Origin of the sequence: Halopseudomonas sp. (genome assembly GCF_047631575.1) — a bacterium.
Classification (GTDB): Bacteria; Pseudomonadota; Gammaproteobacteria; order Pseudomonadales; family Pseudomonadaceae; genus Halopseudomonas.
In genome coordinates this window covers 563,502-580,440 of sequence record NZ_JBLIAB010000001.1, presented here as the reverse complement: position 1 = coordinate 580,440, position 16,939 = coordinate 563,502, and the positions used below count along the sequence as shown (strand labels likewise).

At 54.8% G+C, this 16,939-nt stretch carries 13 protein-coding genes; 6 read left to right on the top strand and 7 right to left on the bottom strand.

The annotated features are described in order from the left end of the window. Window positions 1-52: 52 nt before the first annotated feature. A complete protein-coding gene (locus ACJAXR_RS02705; RefSeq protein ID WP_415056701.1) occupies window positions 53-268 on the top strand; it encodes a hypothetical protein in 216 nt (71 codons plus the stop codon). Between the two features lie 16 nt (window positions 269-284). Here the strand turns inward: ACJAXR_RS02705 and ACJAXR_RS02700 are convergent, their stop codons facing one another. After that, window positions 285-989, bottom strand: coding sequence for an SIMPL domain-containing protein (locus ACJAXR_RS02700; protein WP_415056700.1), 705 nt, complete (start codon window positions 987-989; stop codon window positions 285-287). A 177-nt stretch (window positions 990-1,166) separates the two neighbouring features. On the opposite strand from ACJAXR_RS02700, the gene ACJAXR_RS02695 reads away from it, so the two are divergent. The 3 genes from ACJAXR_RS02695 (at window position 1,167) to ACJAXR_RS02685 (ending at window position 4,130) form a co-directional block, all read left to right on the top strand. Further along, window positions 1,167-2,459, top strand: a complete 1,293-nt coding sequence (locus ACJAXR_RS02695) for an ATP-binding protein (RefSeq protein WP_415056699.1) — start codon at window positions 1,167-1,169, stop codon at window positions 2,457-2,459. Beyond that, window positions 2,452-3,006, top strand: coding sequence for a response regulator transcription factor (locus ACJAXR_RS02690; RefSeq protein ID WP_415056698.1), 555 nt, complete (start codon window positions 2,452-2,454; stop codon window positions 3,004-3,006). The genes ACJAXR_RS02695 and ACJAXR_RS02690 overlap by 8 nt, the downstream gene beginning before the upstream one ends. Window positions 3,007-3,107: 101 nt before the next feature. After that, a complete protein-coding gene (locus tag ACJAXR_RS02685) occupies window positions 3,108-4,130 on the top strand; it encodes a Leu/Phe/Val dehydrogenase (RefSeq protein WP_415056697.1) in 1,023 nt (340 codons plus the stop codon). Window positions 4,131-4,145: 15 nt separating this feature from the next. On the opposite strand, the gene ACJAXR_RS02680 is transcribed toward ACJAXR_RS02685, so the two are convergent. The 5 genes from ACJAXR_RS02680 to ACJAXR_RS02660 form a co-directional block, all read right to left on the bottom strand. Continuing rightward, window positions 4,146-4,970, bottom strand: a complete 825-nt coding sequence (locus ACJAXR_RS02680; protein WP_415056696.1) for an SDR family oxidoreductase — start codon at window positions 4,968-4,970, stop codon at window positions 4,146-4,148. Between the two features lie 20 nt (window positions 4,971-4,990). Further along, a complete protein-coding gene (locus ACJAXR_RS02675; protein ID WP_415056695.1) occupies window positions 4,991-5,458 on the bottom strand; it encodes a multidrug transporter in 468 nt (155 codons plus the stop codon). 51 nt (window positions 5,459-5,509) lie between these two features. Next, window positions 5,510-6,304: a TatD family hydrolase gene (locus ACJAXR_RS02670; RefSeq protein ID WP_415056694.1), complete on the bottom strand. Its 795-nt coding sequence runs from the start codon at window positions 6,302-6,304 to the stop codon at window positions 5,510-5,512. A gap of 3 nt (window positions 6,305-6,307) precedes the next feature. Beyond that, window positions 6,308-10,162, bottom strand: a complete 3,855-nt coding sequence (locus ACJAXR_RS02665) for a DUF1631 family protein (protein WP_415056693.1) — start codon at window positions 10,160-10,162, stop codon at window positions 6,308-6,310. Between the two features lie 156 nt (window positions 10,163-10,318). Next, a complete protein-coding gene (locus ACJAXR_RS02660; protein ID WP_415056692.1) occupies window positions 10,319-11,902 on the bottom strand; it encodes a peptide chain release factor 3 in 1,584 nt (527 codons plus the stop codon). Between the two features lie 386 nt (window positions 11,903-12,288). Here ACJAXR_RS02660 and ACJAXR_RS02655 point away from each other — a divergent pair, with 386 nt between their 5' ends. Beyond that, complete coding sequence (locus ACJAXR_RS02655; protein ID WP_415056691.1) at window positions 12,289-13,524, top strand: alginate export family protein; 1,236 nt, start codon at window positions 12,289-12,291, stop codon at window positions 13,522-13,524. A 56-nt stretch (window positions 13,525-13,580) separates the two neighbouring features. Here the strand turns inward: ACJAXR_RS02655 and glpD are convergent, their stop codons facing one another. Continuing rightward, a complete protein-coding gene (gene glpD, locus ACJAXR_RS02650; protein WP_415056690.1) occupies window positions 13,581-15,113 on the bottom strand; it encodes a glycerol-3-phosphate dehydrogenase in 1,533 nt (510 codons plus the stop codon). Window positions 15,114-15,604: 491 nt separating this feature from the next. Between glpD and ACJAXR_RS02645 the strand changes: the two genes are divergently transcribed. Then, window positions 15,605-16,909: a CmpA/NrtA family ABC transporter substrate-binding protein gene (locus ACJAXR_RS02645; RefSeq protein ID WP_415056966.1), complete on the top strand. Its 1,305-nt coding sequence runs from the start codon at window positions 15,605-15,607 to the stop codon at window positions 16,907-16,909. Window positions 16,910-16,939 lie beyond the last annotated feature (30 nt).

The window sequence follows — 16,939 nt, the reverse complement described above, 5'->3', positions numbered from 1 at the left end:
ACGTCGGTCACTCAGTCATGTTCAAATTGAATTTTTAACCGGGGATCAGAAAATGTCTGTGTACACGTTGGCCAAGAAAATCGTGCAGGAAGGTATCGATCAGGGACAACAAGCCGGGTACGGCGAACAGGAGATGGCCAGGGCGCTTATGGCTGAGGTGCTGAATGTTTATCGACGCGAACGATCGCTAGTCGATATTGCCCATGAGCTGAATTTCCTCGCCGATAATCTCGACGAGGACATCGATTACGCTTTCATGCGGCCGTGAGACCGTACTAGGCTTTTCAGGGCATGGTCACTTCAATGGTGCCATTGGCATTGAGTTTGACATCCGCTTGGCCGCCTTCGACCGACGGCGCGGCAGACTCGCTGTCTGCCATTCTGGCCAGCTTGGCTCCCTGATAAGCCATAGGCTGCATGAACTGGCTGTCCAGGCTCAGATTTACGATACGGTAACCGGTCCCGCCGAGGCTTTTTGCGGCAATGTCCGCGCGGGTACGAAAGGCCTCTATCGCTTCGCGCATCAGCTCATTCTCGGTCGCATTGCGTGCCGTCGGCGAGAGGCTGAATTGCATATCGGCCAGACTGAGATTATCCATCAGATCGCCAGTGAGCGTTGACAGGGCCGCAAAATCGGTACTTTCCAGCACAATCTCCCCGCGCTCACGCCAGCCGATAATTTTCTTACGCTTGTCGTCATACACAGGTTCGCTACTGCGATTGCCACTCGATACATTAACGCCTTCGACTTGACGGGCAGTTTCCAGGCTGTTGTTCAGGCGCTGGGTTATGCGTTGTGCAAGCTCTCCGGCGCTCTTGCTTTGCTCCTGAGCAAACATGCGTACGGTCAGCGTGTCATGGCTGACAGCCTGCTGAACTTCAGCGCGCAGCGATACCTGATTATATTGCTGCTCGGAGGCGAGCGTCTGTGTGGTACTCAATCCTAATGCAGCTCCGAGAAGCAGAATAGAAAAAGGCAAGTGGCGCATGTCGTCGTTCCTATCGATACAATGTGAAATAGTAGTGTAGCCAGTTATCCCTTCCGTCGCTGTTACATCTGCTCAAGCCCGGTTACTGCACGACTGAGTGGTTTTGTGCGACTCTGTACTGCTTAACCGTAGCCGTTGAAATTCTGACGCACGACCTATATTCCGAGGCTTCATATTTTGGTCCGACGATCCGTCCTGAACTTCAATACATTGGCGCTATCGCCGACTCGCCAGAATCTCTGGCGACTTATTCTGATCCGCTTGCTTGTGCTGCTGGCGCAAAGTATCTCGGTCATGGGTGCCTACGTGAGTGGTTGGTTTCCGCTGCCATGGACCGCTCTGCTGGTGACCTTGAGCATCTCTGCATTGGTTAGTATCCTGACGCTGTTGCGTTTATCCCGGCGATGGCCAGTGACGGATGTGGAATACGGGTTGCAGCTCGCTTTTGATGTCCTGGTGCATAGTATTCTGCTGTATTTTTCGGGCGGTCCGACCAATCCTTTCGTGTCTTATTATTTGGTTCCGCTGACGATTGCCGCAGCGACATTGCCCTGGTCCTATACGGCCTGGCTGGCCGCCTTGGCCGTGGGTGCCTACAGTCTTCTTTTGCTCTGGTATGAGCCCCTGCAGGCATTCGAGTTCACCATCGGTCGTGGTGTTATCAACCTGTATATGATCGGGATGTGGTTGAACCTGGCGATGAGCGCCGGTTTGATAACGCTGTTTGTGGTTCGGATGGCGGCGGCCCTACGTCAGCACGCCGAGCGGTTGGCGGAAAAACGCGAAGAGGGTATCCGCGATGCCCAGTTATTGGGTATTGCCAGCGTAGCCGCCGGTGCGGCGCATGAGTTATCCACGCCACTATCGACCATGAGCGTGCTGCTCAAGGATCTGCGCAGCGATTACACCGAGCCACAATTGCAGGAGGATCTTGCCGTGCTTCAGGAGCAGGTGAGTCTGTGCAAGGAGAGCTTGCAACAAATGGTGCGCAGAGCGGAGCAAATGCCTAGCCAACCTGGCCGGGCTGAACAAGTAGACCTGTGGATTAAGGCAATTCTTGCTCGTTGGCAATTGATGCGTCCCGAAGCCTCCTGGCAGCTTCTTGATCTGCCTGCGGGCGAAGTACCTCAGATCAAGGCCAGTCTGGCTCTTGGGCAGGCCATACTCAATTTGCTTAACAATGCGGTCGACGCCTGCCCTGATAACATTACCATCGCTCTGGAGTGGGACCAGAAACGCATGCGTCTGATGATTCGTGATCATGGTTTAGGGGTGCCCCTGCATATCGCTGAGCAGATTGGCACTGCATTCGTTACCACCAAAGGTAAAAAGGGATTTGGTCTCGGCCTGTTCTTGAGTCACGCCGCGGTCGAGCGGCTTGGTGGTAGCGTCAAGCTGTTCAATCAGGACGCGGGTGGCACGCTGGCCGAGGTACTGTTGCCGATTGTATGGGAGAAAGATAATGACTGATGAGCTGGAAAATGAAGAGCAGCCCCTATTGCTTCTGGTGGATGACGATCCTACTTTCACTCGGGTCCTGGCGCGGGCATTGACGCGCCGAGGACTGCGGGTCAATACCGCAGGTGATGCCACCGAAGCGATGCAGCTAGCCCGGCAGGAACAGCCCGATTTTGCAGTATTGGACCTGAAGATGGAAGGCGATTCGGGTCTGGTGCTGCTGCCGCGCCTGCTCGAGCTTTATCCTGAGTTACGGGTAGTCATACTCACTGGCTACTCCAGCATTACAACTGCTGTAGAGGCTATCAAACGCGGAGCGTGCAACTACTTATGTAAGCCCGCGGACGCCGACGATGTGCTCACTGCTTTGCTGTCCGAGCAGGCGGATCCGGACTCTCTGATGGCAGAACATCCGATGTCCGTAGATCGTCTACAGTGGGAGCACATCCAGCGCATCCTCGCTGAACATGAGGGTAATATTTCTGCCACCGCCAGAGCATTGGGGATGCATCGCCGGACATTGCAACGTAAGTTGCAAAAGCGCCCTGTGCGCCGCTGATGGCTGTGCAAGGATTTAAAGACACTGCGCAGTTCGGGATTGGGATTTTGGCTGTTAGCGTATAGGGTGGTTAGCAGGCTTACCGACAACAGGCGAAACCCATGTTTGCAGCAATGCGGTCCGACAAGATGCAGGCCCTTCATCTGTTCAGTGATGAAGCGACCGGGCTCGAAGCGATTATAGCCATTCACAATACCCGGCTCGGCCCGGCGCTGGGAGGCTGTCGCTACATGCCCTACACCAGCACAGATGTCGCCTGCGCTGATGCCATGCGTCTGGCTCGGGGTATGAGTTACAAGGCTGCGCTGGCAGGGCTGGATCAGGGTGGTGGCAAGGCAGTGATCATTCGCCCGCCCCATGTCCTGGATCGATCTGCACTTTTCGAAGCCTTTGGCCGCTGCATTGAGTCCTTGCGCGGTGGGTATATCACCGCAATGGACAGTGGCACCAGCAGTGAGGATATGGATTGTATTGCCCAGCAAACCGGTCACGTTACCAGCACCAGTCAAGCCGGTGATCCTTCACCGCATACAGCCCTTGGCGTTTTGATGGGAATCAAATCTGCAGTGCGGGTCAAACTTGGACAGGAAGGCTTGAGCGGGATACGTATCATGCTCCAGGGCTTGGGGAATGTAGGCTATGCACTGGCGGAAATGCTGGTGGCCGAAGGTGCCGAATTGTTAGTGGCCGATCTTGATGCAGGCAAGGTTCGTCTCGCAGTGGATGACCTGGGTGCGCAAGCAGTCGCAACCGATGCGGTATTTGAAACGCCTTGCGATATTTTCTCGCCCTGTGGCTTGGGCGGTGTGTTGGCACCAGCGAGCATTGCGCAGCTGCGCTGCGCTGCGGTGGCCGGCGCAGCCAACAACCAGCTGAGCAACCAGGACGCTGCCGATCTGCTGGATGCACGCGGTATCCTTTACGCGCCGGACTATGTGATCAATGCTGGCGGTCTGCTGCATGTATCGCTTACCCACCAAGGAGTGGCGTCTGGAGACATCGCGGTGCGGGTCCGCGGGATTGGTACCCGCCTCGACGAAATATTTTCCCAGAGTCTCAAGGAAGGGCGTTCGCCGTCGTATGTAGCTGACCATCAGGCAGAAACGATTCTCTATGGTGGCTGACACTGGGCAGCGGTTTCAGCGCTTGTTCAGCCCAAACCGTTTGCGTAGTTGAGCGTCAAGGATTGAAGCGGGCAACCAGCGCTTCATGCGCACCATACTGCGACTGCTCGTGCCTATAAGAGCGACTTCGGGTCGCAGCGGATTCTTGATATAGCCCATAAGTTCCTTGGAAAAGTCTCCGGCAGAGGTCGAAGTCGCCTTTTGTGACGCTTTGGCTCTTGCCTGCACCGCCTTTTCCCATGGCTTGAACCAGGAGTTCTCGGCAATGGTGATGGCTGCGCTGGCATTATTGCCGAAATCAGACGCAATGGCGCCCGGCATAACGGTAAGCACATTGATCCCGAACGGGGCCAGCTCCAAACGCATCGCGTCTGACAGAGCATGCAGTGCCGCCTTGGACGCACAATACACTCCCGAGAAGGGTGTAGTGGTAACCCCCGACACGCTGCCAATGTTGACGATCAATCCTTTACTGTCGCGCAACAGGTCGCACACGGACCGCACCATGTCTACCGGGGCGAATACGTTGGTGTCGAACTGCCTAAGCAGCGTCGCACGGTCGGCGTCCAAAATAGGGCCCATCGCGCCGTATCCGGCATTGTTTACCAGCAAGTCCAGACGCCCGGTCTCCGCGCGAAGGCGTTCTGCACAAGCCTGTACCTGAGGTGCATCGTTGACGTCCAGCTTGACTGCGATCGCGCCTCGCGTCACTAGAGCTTCGAGACTCTGTGGGTCGCGGGCGGTTGCCCAGACTTGATAGCCTTCATCGAGACAGATATTGGCCAACGCCTGGCCTATGCCGCTGGAACAGCCGGTAATTAATGCAACGGGTTGATTCATGTTATAAGCCTTTATTGTTATCAGTTAGACGTGAAGCGGGCATCCAGATCCGTTGCACGATATTGCATATCGGATGCCCGGTAGCCAGTGCGCAGAGGCACCACGGCAAAACAGTGCTGCCAGCTAGCACCCGGAGCCAGGATTTCGCTGGCGCCGTACACGTCACCAGCGACGGTAGTGTCGAGCAGATTTCGTTGTTGTCCAGGCTGGCTGGCATGTACCTGCCATTGTATATTGCTGGCGCTGAGTTCACTGCGATTGTCGATTGTTACGCTCAGGGGCTTGCCGAACTCGCAGCTCTCGGGCTGGTACATAATAGTGACATGCAGCTCCTCGAGATGCTGATTGTTCTGCCACTGGCGGATTCCAACAAACGCAGCGAGCAACAGGGCGAGACCGACCAGCACGCCGCTTGTTGGCAGCATGACCCGGGGGTAACGCAACAGCAGGAAAAGCCAGACGAGCAACAGAACGATGCCCAGGGGCATGGATGTCTCCTTCGTGCAGAGTTAAACCAAGACTTTACCAGACCTGCTGGCTCAACACACCGCAGCAGGATCCCAGCCAAATAATTCACAGCTGTTATGTAGGCATGCTCTGGCCAGGATATCGGGTGACTCGCCGCGTAATGCTGCAAGAGTGTTACAAATACGTGGCAGATTGGCTGGCGTATTACGCTGATAGGGGTTGAATGAGGGAGCCATATCGGGGGAGTCGGTTTCCAGTACCAGGCTATCGAGCGGCAATTGGGCGATCACCCGGTGCATGCGGCGCGCCTGGGGCCAGGTTCCGGCGCCACCCAGTCCGAGCTTGAATCCGAGCCGGATATATTCGAGTGCTTCCTCAAGACTGCCCGAAAAGGCGTGCACGATGCCGGCACGCTTGAGCTGCACCGTTTTGAGCAAGGCGATGGTTGGCGCGTGGGCGCGGCGCACATGCAGCAAAGCCGGTAAATCAAAATCGGCTGCCAGCTTCAGTTGTGCCTCGAGCAGATGTTTCTGGCGTTCGCGATCGAGACCTGGGACAAAGTAATCAAGGCCTATCTCGCCCACTGCGCAGCATTTTGGGTGAGCAGCCAGGCGGGAGAACATCTCACGTAGTTCTGTCAGATGGGTGTCCTGATGGTGATCGAGATATACCGGGTGCAAGCCGAATGCCGCATACAGGCCAGGATCCTGCTCCGCCAGCTCCCAGACACGTTGCCAGTTGGCCTGATGCACGCCCAATATCACAATAGGGCCTACGCCCAGACGCCGGGATTCGGTCAGCACGGCTGCACAGTCGAGCGCAAAATCTGGAAAATCCAGATGCGTGTGTGTATCGATGTAGTCCATGACTCAGAAATGCGCCGCTGTGTTCGCTGAATTCCCCGGATTGAGCTGAAGATCGTCGAGCAGGATCGGTCGGCCGATATGGAAGCCCTGAGCATAGTCCACACCGATGGAGCGGACCACTTCCAGAATTTCCGGGCTTGAAACAAATTCGGCGACGATCTTCTTGTTCAGGAAATGGCCCATTTCGGTGATGGAACGCACTAGCGCAAAATCGAAGTTGTCAGTGACAATGTTGCGTACAAAAGTACCGTCTATTTTGATGAAGTCGACCGGCAACCGTTTGATATAGGCATAAGAAGATTGGCCGGTACCGAAGTCGTCAAGTGAAAAACGACAACCAATTTCCTTCATTTCGTTTATGAATTCGGCAGTGTCTTCCAGGTTTTCGATCGCTACCGTTTCGGTGATCTCAAAAATCAGCTTGTTGCACGGAATGTTGAAGCGCACCAGCGCGGCAAAAATAAAATCCAGAAGTGAGTCGTCGTTCAACGAGCAGCCGGACAGGTTGATAGAGAATCCGCCGAAATGATCAAGATCGTCGCGATGGTTGGCCATCCACTCGAGAACTGTCTCGATTACCCAGCGGTCCACCGCGCCCATTCGATTGTATTCTTCTGCCGCTCGAATGAAGTCCGCTGGCGGCAGGTGCTCACCGTTCTCGTCGACAACGGTCAGGAGCGTTTCGTAGTGGGTGTGGGCTGAGCTTGCTCCTTTGATAGGAGATATCTTCTGACACCGCACCTTCAATAAATCATTGTCCAACGCATGGTTGATGCGGGTTACCCATGAGATGACTTCGTCGCGCTGGCGTAAGCGAGCATCGCCTGGTTGCAGCTGTTGGATCTCACGGTGTCCGGATTTTTTGCATAAGTCGGCGGCTGATTCGACGCTTCTCAGCAGCTCCATGGAGTCCGACGTTTCGGTACCGACCGTCATCATTGCGACAGCCGACTGAATGGTAAAACTGTGCTCACCACTGACAAAACGGTTCTGTTCGATAGCGGTCTTGAGTTTGACAGCGAGAGCGAGGTCCGCAGTCCTGGACTGTGCAGGCAGAAGGACACAGAACTGGTCCACGCCGACACGACCGGATATGGCGTCAGCATCCAGTTCCGCAAGAATGGTCGCGGCAATATTGCGTAAAAAATGGTCGCCGACCTCATAGCCGCAGGTGTTGTTGATCAGCTTGAACTGCAATATATCGATAAAGATCAGAACGTACTGATTCTTGCCTTCTTTTGCCTGCTCGACGCTCTGACTCAGCCAGCGGACGAACTCCCGACGGGTTCGCAGTCCGGTCAGCGAGTCTTGTGCGGTCTCATGGACGAGCTTGTCGTAGACTTTTTGCACCATCGCATCGAGACCCTGCTCCAGTGCAGGCATACTGGTATCGTTGAGAATGCTTAAACGACCATCACGCAAGCGCTCGGCAACCTCTTTCAGAGTTAAATCTGCGGCTTTCATGCCCCGATGGTTACTGAATACGTAGCGGCTGCAGGCATCAGCGACCCACGTCAGGTAAAGTAGTTGAGGTTCGGCATCGGATGTATGGCCCTCGAGCCACTGGCCAACCTTGAGGTTGCGCGCACGCTTCAGCCAGCGCAGCATCTGAGGATCCTGAACGCGATGAGCAGCAGAACCCTCCGGCAACGGACTTATAAAGCGGACCTGGTCAAACTTTGTGTCATAGGGACTGGCCAATAATGTTTCCAAATCACGTATCAGCGTTTGGTGGCTGGCACGTGAATGGGGGATTTTCGCTAGCCCGTTGCTGATCAGCGTCATCAGTTTGTTAACACTGAAGCGCAGCAGGCCCTCATCGTAAGCGCCGGAGACAGTCCGGATTATTAGTTGATCTATAACCACCAAAGTCATTTCCCACGCCAGACTCGATATTCCCTCGCGTATATAACTTAGACGCATCAACTCTTTCCAGCCATTCTCGACAAGATCGATGATAGGGTGAGCCACAGGTTGGTTGCCAAACAGACGATTTAGCTCCCAATCGATCAGTAGATTGGCCTGAGCTATTTGCTGTTGGCCTTCGCATGCTTCAGTAACCCGGCTGAGGTTACGCTCAAAGAAGTGTTTTTCGCGTCCTACAAGTTGATCCAGGCTCGCCAGGGCCTCGGTGAATCCGGCATTTTCGCTGCCTTGATTTTGCAAGAGACCGGCTATGGTGTTGAGGATCACCGGGCGGTTCTGATTGATGTTAATGCTGCGTTTATCCGACAGCAAGGCCAGGTAATTGACTGTCTGGCGAGCTGGGTGGAAGTCTGCAGTGAACAGCGTCGGATCCTCGAGCATTACTTTGAGAATTGGTACTTCCAGCTTGCGCAGCTCGGATCGCAGGTCCTCTATAACGCGCTCGTTCTGTACGATGTTGTCGAAGAGTCCTTCGACCATGTTGGCAGAATCGCACTCATGGGAGCTTACCTTGCCATTTGGGCCGCTAGCCTGCAGCAGGTAGTGTTTCAACGCGCCGGGGGCATCCAGCTGTGCCGTCCCACTTAGCACATCTCGTTGCACTTGGTGTAAGGCATCGAGTACTTCAATGGCGGCTGGCGACTGTGGTGTGAGTTCGGCCACCTCGGGTCTGCTGGTCCCAAGGGATGCATTGGTCAGTTGGCGCTGTATGGACCAGAGTCGTGAGGCGGCGGAATAGGCGGCCTTGATTCGCCTGACGGGGCTGCTTGATGCAAGCGGTCGGTCGTTGGCCAGGGGAAAAACTGACGCGGCGGCACTTTGCAAGGGTGATGACTCTGGGGTATGTGTTGCTGGCACGAATGGCTGTTCCAGCCCGGGCTCGGCGTCGGTTGGATGGACGTTCTGGCTGGCTAGGTATCGACTGATATTCAGTTCGGGCAAGACGCCTGCTTTCAGCAGTAGACTGTTAAGCTGTCTATAGATGCTTTCCAGTTCGAGCAGCACCGTCTCATGGAATACCTGAAAGACCTGTGTCAGAGCCTGATTGCCCAGATGCATATGCCGCACTGCGTCTGCCATGGCCAAACCCATTGCCCAAGGAGAGTAGGGATTGCTGACCTCGGCCGACTGTACGCTAGAGAACCCTGCGTCCATGCGTAATTGCAATTCGAGCAACTGCGCGCGTAAGTGAAGTTCTGCCTTGGAAATTGATACACGGACTACTAACCAATCCTCGAACTCGTCTTTTTCGATCAGGGAGAGCGTTGATCGAGTGTTAACGGCCGCGCCGCTGGTATTGGTTTCAACGTTGTCGGGCTCGTTGACAAGAGAGAGCGCTTCGGCTGTGACCGAGTTGATCACCTGTGGTCCAATATGCGTGTATTCCGCGCGAAACTGGGCGAGTGCATCAAGAAATGTCTGGCGCATGGCGAAGGTTTTGTGGACGCTCGATTCGTGTAACAGAGCTTGGTCCAGGCGGCGGAAAAAAATGCCCAAGTGCGTTTCAAGAAAATGACGCATGAGACGATTGGTAGTGCCAATCAGATTGGTCTGTTGCTTATGGGTCAGCGGCTTCTGCTCTTGGATAGATCGCCATGAAGTGGCACTACTGTCCGCGGCGGCTTTTTGCAGCAGGATCAGATCGTTAGGATTTTCCTGATAAAAACGCAAACCTATGCCGTTCCCGGAAACATGCGCAATAGTGACCCTGACTCGAGCGATCTCAGGGCTGTCCCCGAAAGACACCACCGCCTGAGTCGATTCTCCCCTGGGCAGGGAGTCGAGTTGCTTGGAACGACTGGCATCGTTCAGAGTAATCAGCAGGCCACCCTGGCTGAAATCTTTTATGCAGCAGTCACAGGTCTCGATATCGTCGACGCGTAAAACGGCCTCGATCGAAACGCTTTGCCGTGCGTATCGTCTTTTATCCAAAGCTGTATCCTGATTACGGCTGCTGAAACTCCCTTGATTTGCAGTCTAGCGTTGTTGCGCAGAAAAATCAGCGAATACGCTCGATCAGAATAGATTGTCACACGTTTGAGCGACTCCTTGCTCAATCAGTCATTATCATGCTGAAGCGTCAAGGGCTCAGTGGTGTTCCCGGGTAGCCAGGAAGCGAATATCTGGCCAGCGTTCTTCGGTCAGGCTCAGATTGACTCGGGTAGGCGCTAGATAGGTGAGGTGTCCGCCGCCATCAAAGGCGAGATTTTCCATCGCCTTGTTGCTGAACTCCTCGAGTTTTTTCTTGTTATCGGACTCGACCCAGCGTGCTGACCAGACATTGACTGGCTCATAGATGCAGTGGACTTTGTATTCTTCCTGCAATCGGCTGGCAACGACATCGAACTGCAGAACGCCCACGGCGCCTAGGATGATGTCATTACTGCGCTCAGGGAAAAACACCTGAGTGGCACCCTCTTCGGCCAGCTCTTGTAGCCCCTGGCGCAGTTGCTTGGATTTCAGCGGATCTTTTAGGCGTACCCGGCGGAACAGTTCCGGAGCAAAGTGCGGGATGCCGGTGAAGCTGAGACTCTCGCCTTGGGTAAAGGTGTCGCCAATCTGGATGGTGCCGTGATTGTGCAGGCCGATGATGTCGCCGGCCCAGGCTTCTTCAAGGTGTTCACGTTCGGCAGCGAAGAAAGTAAGCGCTTCAGGTATGCGTAACTCCTTGCCAGTTCGCACGTGGTGCAGTTTCATGCCTTTTTCATACTGGCCGGAACAGATACGCATAAAAGCAATGCGATCACGATGCCTGGGGTCCATGTTCGCCTGAATTTTGAACACAAAGCCTGTGAAGGGCTCTTCGGTCGTTTGTACGGTGCGTTCATTGGCTATACGGTCAAGTGGGGCGGGTGCCCAATCGATGATCGCATCTAGCACCTGATCGACGCCGAAGTTGCCCAGTGCGGTACCGAAAAATACCGGTGTCATTTCGCCGCGCAGGAATGCATCCCGGTCAAAGGCGTGACAGGCGCCCTGAACCAGCTCCAGTTGCTCGACAAAATCATCGTAGAGATCATCCAGATGCGCGCGTGCCTCGTCTGAATCCAGATTGCGGATAATTCTGCTTTCAGTACGTTCGTGACCATGGCCGGTGGCGTAGACGATGATCAGATCCTGCTCCAGGTGATAAACGCCCTTGAAATCGCGATAGCAGCCGATTGGCCAGGTAATGGGTGCTGCCTTGATATTGAGTACTGCCTCGATTTCATCCAGCAGTTCAATCGGATCACGGATGTCGCGGTCGAGCTTGTTAACGAAACTGACAATTGGAGTGTCGCGTAAGCGGCAGACATCCATCAACGCAATGGTGCGCGGCTCTACACCTTTGCCGCCGTCGAGCACCATTAAGGCCGAGTCGACCGCAGTCAGAGTACGGTAGGTATCCTCCGAAAAGTCCTCGTGGCCGGGGGTGTCAAGCAGATTGATCATGCAGTCACGATAGGGAAACTGCATAACCGAGGTACTCACCGAAATCCCACGCTGCTTCTCCATGGCCATGAAGTCGGATGTGGCATGCCGATCGGATTTGCGCGCCTTTACGGTGCCCGCCACGTTGATCGCTTGCCCCATCAATAGCAGGCGCTCAGTGATGGTGGTCTTCCCCGCATCGGGGTGCGAGATGATGGCGAAAGTACGACGTTTGGCGACTTCGGCGGCGTTGTTACTCATTTATACCCTGCAGATTGGATGAGGTGTTGGTGGTGGCCGTCGATTATACCCCATAAGCCCCGATGATCTCATGCCCCACCAGACGCTGATATGTTGTCCATGGCCCGCCCATTGTGCTTTAGCTGCGCATAACAGGCGCGTCATGCACTCCGGCAGCGCTGGTCATTTCGGCAGTGTCACATTTCTGAAATGATTTTCTCAAGAGAAACAGGAGTCTTTGGAAGTTGGTATGGGTATTGCTTTGCTTCTCGGCGAAGCAAGCCGGTAAGAACCGTGCACTGGCTTGTGTTTCATTCTCGGGCAAAGGCGTCCACCGGATATCCAACTTGATGTTTATATCCGTGGGCGCTTTTTTGTGCCCGTTATTTACCATTGGGGGAGCCAGGATGAACAAGATGATGGCAAGAAAAACAGCAGTGCGCGCTACAGTGAAGGTCATGATGGCTGGATCGTTAATGGTCGGCTTTGGTATAGCCAGTGCGCAGGCTGCCTCACTCGGGGAGGCCATTACCTCGGGCAAGGCAGGACTTGATCTGCGTTATCGCTATGAGCGGGTAGAGCAGGATAGCCAGAGTAGAAATGCCAATGCCTCGACCCTGCGTACGCGGCTCAACTACGCCACAGGTATCTTTGAAGGCTTTGGTGCATTCATCGAATTCGACGATGTCAGCGTGGTCGGTTCCGAGCGGTATAACAACGCAACGCGCCTGCCTGATGCCAAGACTCAATATCCGGTGGTTGCCGATCCCGAAGGTACCGAGGTGAATCAGATTTTCCTGAGTTATGCAGGATTGCCGGACAGCCTTCTCAAGCTTGGCCGGCAACGCATTATCTACGATAACGCGCGCTTTATCGGCAACGTCGGCTGGCGCCAGAACGAGCAGACCTATGATGCCTTTAGTGTGGTCAACAGTGCCTTTGCCGACACTCAGCTCAGCTATGCTTACATCGACAAGGTGAAACGCATCTTCGGGGAAGATTCGCCAGTTGGTGAATTCGAGATGAAGTCGCACTTGTTGAACCTGGGCTACAGTGGCTTGAACGCTGGCAAGCTGAGTGTTTACGGTTATTTTCTGGAGTTTGTCGATGCCCCTGCGGCGTCCAACCGGACGCTGGGCGCACGCTTTGCCGGAGGCTACCCGCTGGGATCCGATAGCCGGCTGCTGTACACCCTCGAGTATGCTAAGCAGGACGACTACAAAAGCGGCGCATCCAGCATAGATGCCGATTATTACCTGCTGGAACTCGGTGTCGAGGCCAACGGTATTACCGGTCGAATCGGGCACGAGGTACTGGGAGTCAATGGCAGCGCCTTTAGTACGCCATTGGCCACGGGCCACGCCTTCAATGGTTGGGCGGACGTGTTTCTCGCGACACCGCCAGACGGATTGCGCGATAGCTATCTGAAGCTTTCCGGGACCTTGGCGGGTACTGGGTTGGCAGCCGCATACCATGATTTCGCTGCCGATCGGGGTAACGACGATTACGGTACGGAGATAAATCTGCAGGCCGCGCGCAGTATCGGCAAGGTCAACTTGCTGGCCAAGTACGCTCGCTATTCAGCGGATGATTTCGCGACCGATACCAGCAAGATCTGGTTGATGGCCCAGGTCTCCTTCTGAACCAAGCGCCCATCGCAGTTTTTGAATGGACGTTACGTGTGTCCGAGCAATCCGGATCAGGCCGGGCAGGGCGACCTGCTCGAGCTGTTTTCCAATGCCTGTTTCACGCAGGCGTGAAGCGCTACAGTGTCGGCGTGCTGCAGGTGCAGGCCGAGCTTGGTGCGGCGCCACAGGATATCATCGGCGGTCAGCGCCCATTCGTTGGTCACCAGGTATTCGACTTCGCGGGCATGTAGCCCGGCACCAAAGTCTTCGCCAAGATCCCCCAGGATGCTGCAGTCCTGGAGAATGTCGAGGCTTAGGGTGCCGTAAGTCCGAACCCAGCGCTTGCGTATCTGCTCCGGCAACCAGGGGAAGCTTCTACCCAGTTCAGCATTCAAGGCCGCATGATCTATGAAGTCACCTCCCGGTAGTCTGGCGTTGCGGGTCCAGGCCGGGCCTGCATGAGGGAAAAAATCTGCCAGACTATCAACCGCTGCTTCAGCAAGTTTGCGATACGTCGTAATTTTCCCACCGAACACAGAGAGCAGCGGCGCGCTTCCAGGCTTTGTGTCCAGCTCGAAGCTGTAATCGCGTGACGCCTTCTGGGCGGTCGCCGCCTCATCATCCATCAGTGGTCGTACCCCGGAGAAATCCCATACGATGTTATCTGCGCTTAGCTGTTGACAGAAATGATCATTGACTACAGCCAGCAAATACGCAGTTTCTTCGGCTGAAATGCGGGCAGCAGACGGATCGTCCTGATAATCGACATCGGTGGTACCAATCAGTGAAAACTCATCTTCATAGGGAATGACGAAAACGATCCGGCCATCCTCATTTTGCAGAATATAGGCCTGCTCGCCGATGTCCATCCGCGGCACGACAATGTGACTGCCTTTAACCATACGAATCTGTTTGGGTGCACGTTGCTCGATTGCCTCGACGAACAGACGGCTGACCCAGGGTCCGGCTGCGTTGATCAAGGTTCGGCAGCGGTGCTCACTTGTCTGTCCGTTGATTTGATTCTGCAAGGTGACCTTCCAGATGTCAGCGACCCGCTCTGCTTTGATGCAGCGGCTGCGAGTAACTATTTCGGCCCCATGTGCCTGTGCGGCTTTGGCGCAGAGTACGACTAGCCGGGCATCATCTACCCAGCCATCGGAATACTCGAAGCCGCGGTCGATGCTGCTCACTAACGGGCTGTCGGCACCAAAGCGCACACCGCATGAAGCTGGCAGCATTTCACGCTTGGCCAAGTGGTCATATAGAAATAAACCGATGCGAATCATCCATGCTGGCCGCAGGTGTGGGCGGTGTGGGAGGCGAAAACGCAGTGGCCACATGATGTGCGGCGCGTTGCGCAGTAGTGCTTCACGCTCGGCGAGCGCCTCGCGCACCAGGCGAAATTCGTAAAACTCCAGGTAACGCAGACCACCATGGATCAGCTTGCTGCTACGCGAAGACGTCGCTGAAGCCAAGTCGTCCATTTCGCAGAGCAAGACTTGGAGACCGCGACCGGCTGCATCCATAGCGATACCGCACCCGTTCACGCCCCCGCCGATGACGATGATGTCCTGTAGGGGAGGTGATGGCTGGATCTTTGTCATCGGGCGTGCTCGCGCTGTTAGGAAGAAAGTTCTTCCAATAGTACACATCAATCGGGGCCCAGGTCATGTGCTGACGCGTCGCGGCACCACCAGGAATGTTGCAGACCAATACTGACGCCCATCCCGAGTGCACTGGGTTTTGTTATGCACCGGCTGAACGCATAACGTGCCTTGGAAAACACTTCCAGAAATATTTTTTATTATTAAAATCAATATTTTAATATTTATGGCACAAGCATTGCTTTTTACTTTTGTAGTAAGTGAGAAGCATGACCGAGTCATAACGTTCTCACAGTTTTTGGGCAAAGGCGTCCACCGGCACAATCCATTTAGGGTTATGACCGTGGGCGTTTTTTTGTGTGTGTTTAAAAAGGAGACCGACCATGAATCTTATTACTGCGCATCACACTATGCATTCGCCAGGCATCCGGCGCCGGGCACGCTCCTTTTGCATGGGCACCGGTCTGGTCTTAGGCTTCGGTTTGCTGGGAATGACAGGAGTACAGGCGCAGGACGGCCTGGAAAAGGAAGACCTGAAGTTCGGTTTTATCAAGCTGACTGATATGGCACCACTTGCCATTGCCTACGAGAAAGGCTATTTCGAAGACGAAGGTCTCTATGTGACGCTGGAGGCGCAGGCTAACTGGAAGGTACTGCTCGACCGGGTCATTGATGGCGCGCTCGACGGTGCGCACATGTTGGCTGGTCAGCCACTTGGCGCGACGATTGGCTTTGGAACCGAAGCGCACATCGTCACTGCCTTCTCGATGGACCTAAACGGCAATGCGATCACTGTGTCCAACGATGTATGGGAGAAAATGAAACCATACGTTCCCCATGAGAACGGCAAGCCAGTTCATCCCATTACAGCCGATGCACTCAAGCCGGTGGTCACCGAATACCGCAATCAGGGCAACCCATTCAAGATGGGCATGGTTTTTCCGGTTTCAACGCACAATTATGAATTGCGTTACTGGCTCGCAGCCGGCGGCTTGCATCCCGGCTATTACGCACCTCACAAGGGCGATAGCTCGGGGCAGATTGATGCTGACGTATTACTCTCGGTAACGCCGCCGCCACAGATGCCGTCGACCCTAGAGGCCGGAACCATTCATGGCTACTGTGTGGGTGAGCCTTGGAACCAGCAGGCGGTAGCCATGGGGATTGGCGTGCCCGTCGTCACCAACTACCAGATATGGAAAAACAACCCAGAGAAAGTATTTGGCGTCAGCAGCGACTGGGCAGACAAATATCCTAATACGCACATTGCGGTGGTCAAGGCGCTGATACGCGCAGCCAAATGGCTCGATGAGAACGATAACGCCAATCGTGAAGAAGCGGTGGAAATTCTCTCGCGCTCCTATTACGTGGGTGCCGACGCTAAGGTGATTGCCAACTCGATGACCGGTACCTTCGAATACGAAAAGGGTGACAAGCGCGCAGAACCTGATTTTAACGTATTTTTCCGCCACCACGCGACCTACCCGTACTACTCAGATGCCATTTGGTTCCTCACGCAGATGCGTCGCTGGGGCCAGATTCCTGAAGGCAAACCCGACAACTGGTACATGGATACTGCGAAGAAAGTCTATCGCCCTGATATTTATGCTCAGGCCGCCAATGCGCTGATCGCTGAAGGCAAGATGCAGGCGTCGGAATTCCCGGACTTTGCTAGCGAAGACGGCATGCGTGATGTTGCCAGCCAGTTTATCGATGGCATTCCCTACGATGGCAACAAGCCCAACGCCTATCTGGACAGCCTGAAAGTGGGACTAAAGGGCAACGAGTCTCTCTAGTCAATGGGCGCCCGGCAGGGTCCCAGTCCT

What these genes read in the sequence shown, in the direction of transcription:
- ACJAXR_RS02705 (WP_415056701.1), top strand. Translation starts at nt 53, where the DNA reads ATGTCTGTGTACACGTTGGCCAAGAAAATCGTGCAGGAAGGTATCGAT.
- ACJAXR_RS02700 (WP_415056700.1), bottom strand. Translation starts at nt 989, where the DNA reads ATGCGCCACTTGCCTTTTTCTATTCTGCTTCTCGGAGCTGCATTAGGA.
- ACJAXR_RS02690 (WP_415056698.1), top strand. Translation starts at nt 2,452, where the DNA reads ATGACTGATGAGCTGGAAAATGAAGAGCAGCCCCTATTGCTTCTGGTG.
- ACJAXR_RS02685 (WP_415056697.1), top strand. Translation starts at nt 3,108, where the DNA reads ATGTTTGCAGCAATGCGGTCCGACAAGATGCAGGCCCTTCATCTGTTC.
- ACJAXR_RS02680 (WP_415056696.1), bottom strand. Translation starts at nt 4,970, where the DNA reads ATGAATCAACCCGTTGCATTAATTACCGGCTGTTCCAGCGGCATAGGC.
- ACJAXR_RS02675 (WP_415056695.1), bottom strand. Translation starts at nt 5,458, where the DNA reads ATGCCCCTGGGCATCGTTCTGTTGCTCGTCTGGCTTTTCCTGCTGTTG.
- ACJAXR_RS02670 (WP_415056694.1), bottom strand. Translation starts at nt 6,304, where the DNA reads ATGGACTACATCGATACACACACGCATCTGGATTTTCCAGATTTTGCG.
- ACJAXR_RS02660 (WP_415056692.1), bottom strand. Translation starts at nt 11,902, where the DNA reads ATGAGTAACAACGCCGCCGAAGTCGCCAAACGTCGTACTTTCGCCATC.
- ACJAXR_RS02655 (WP_415056691.1), top strand. Translation starts at nt 12,289, where the DNA reads ATGAACAAGATGATGGCAAGAAAAACAGCAGTGCGCGCTACAGTGAAG.
- glpD (WP_415056690.1), bottom strand. Translation starts at nt 15,113, where the DNA reads ATGACAAAGATCCAGCCATCACCTCCCCTACAGGACATCATCGTCATC.
- ACJAXR_RS02645 (WP_415056966.1), top strand. Translation starts at nt 15,605, where the DNA reads ATGACAGGAGTACAGGCGCAGGACGGCCTGGAAAAGGAAGACCTGAAG.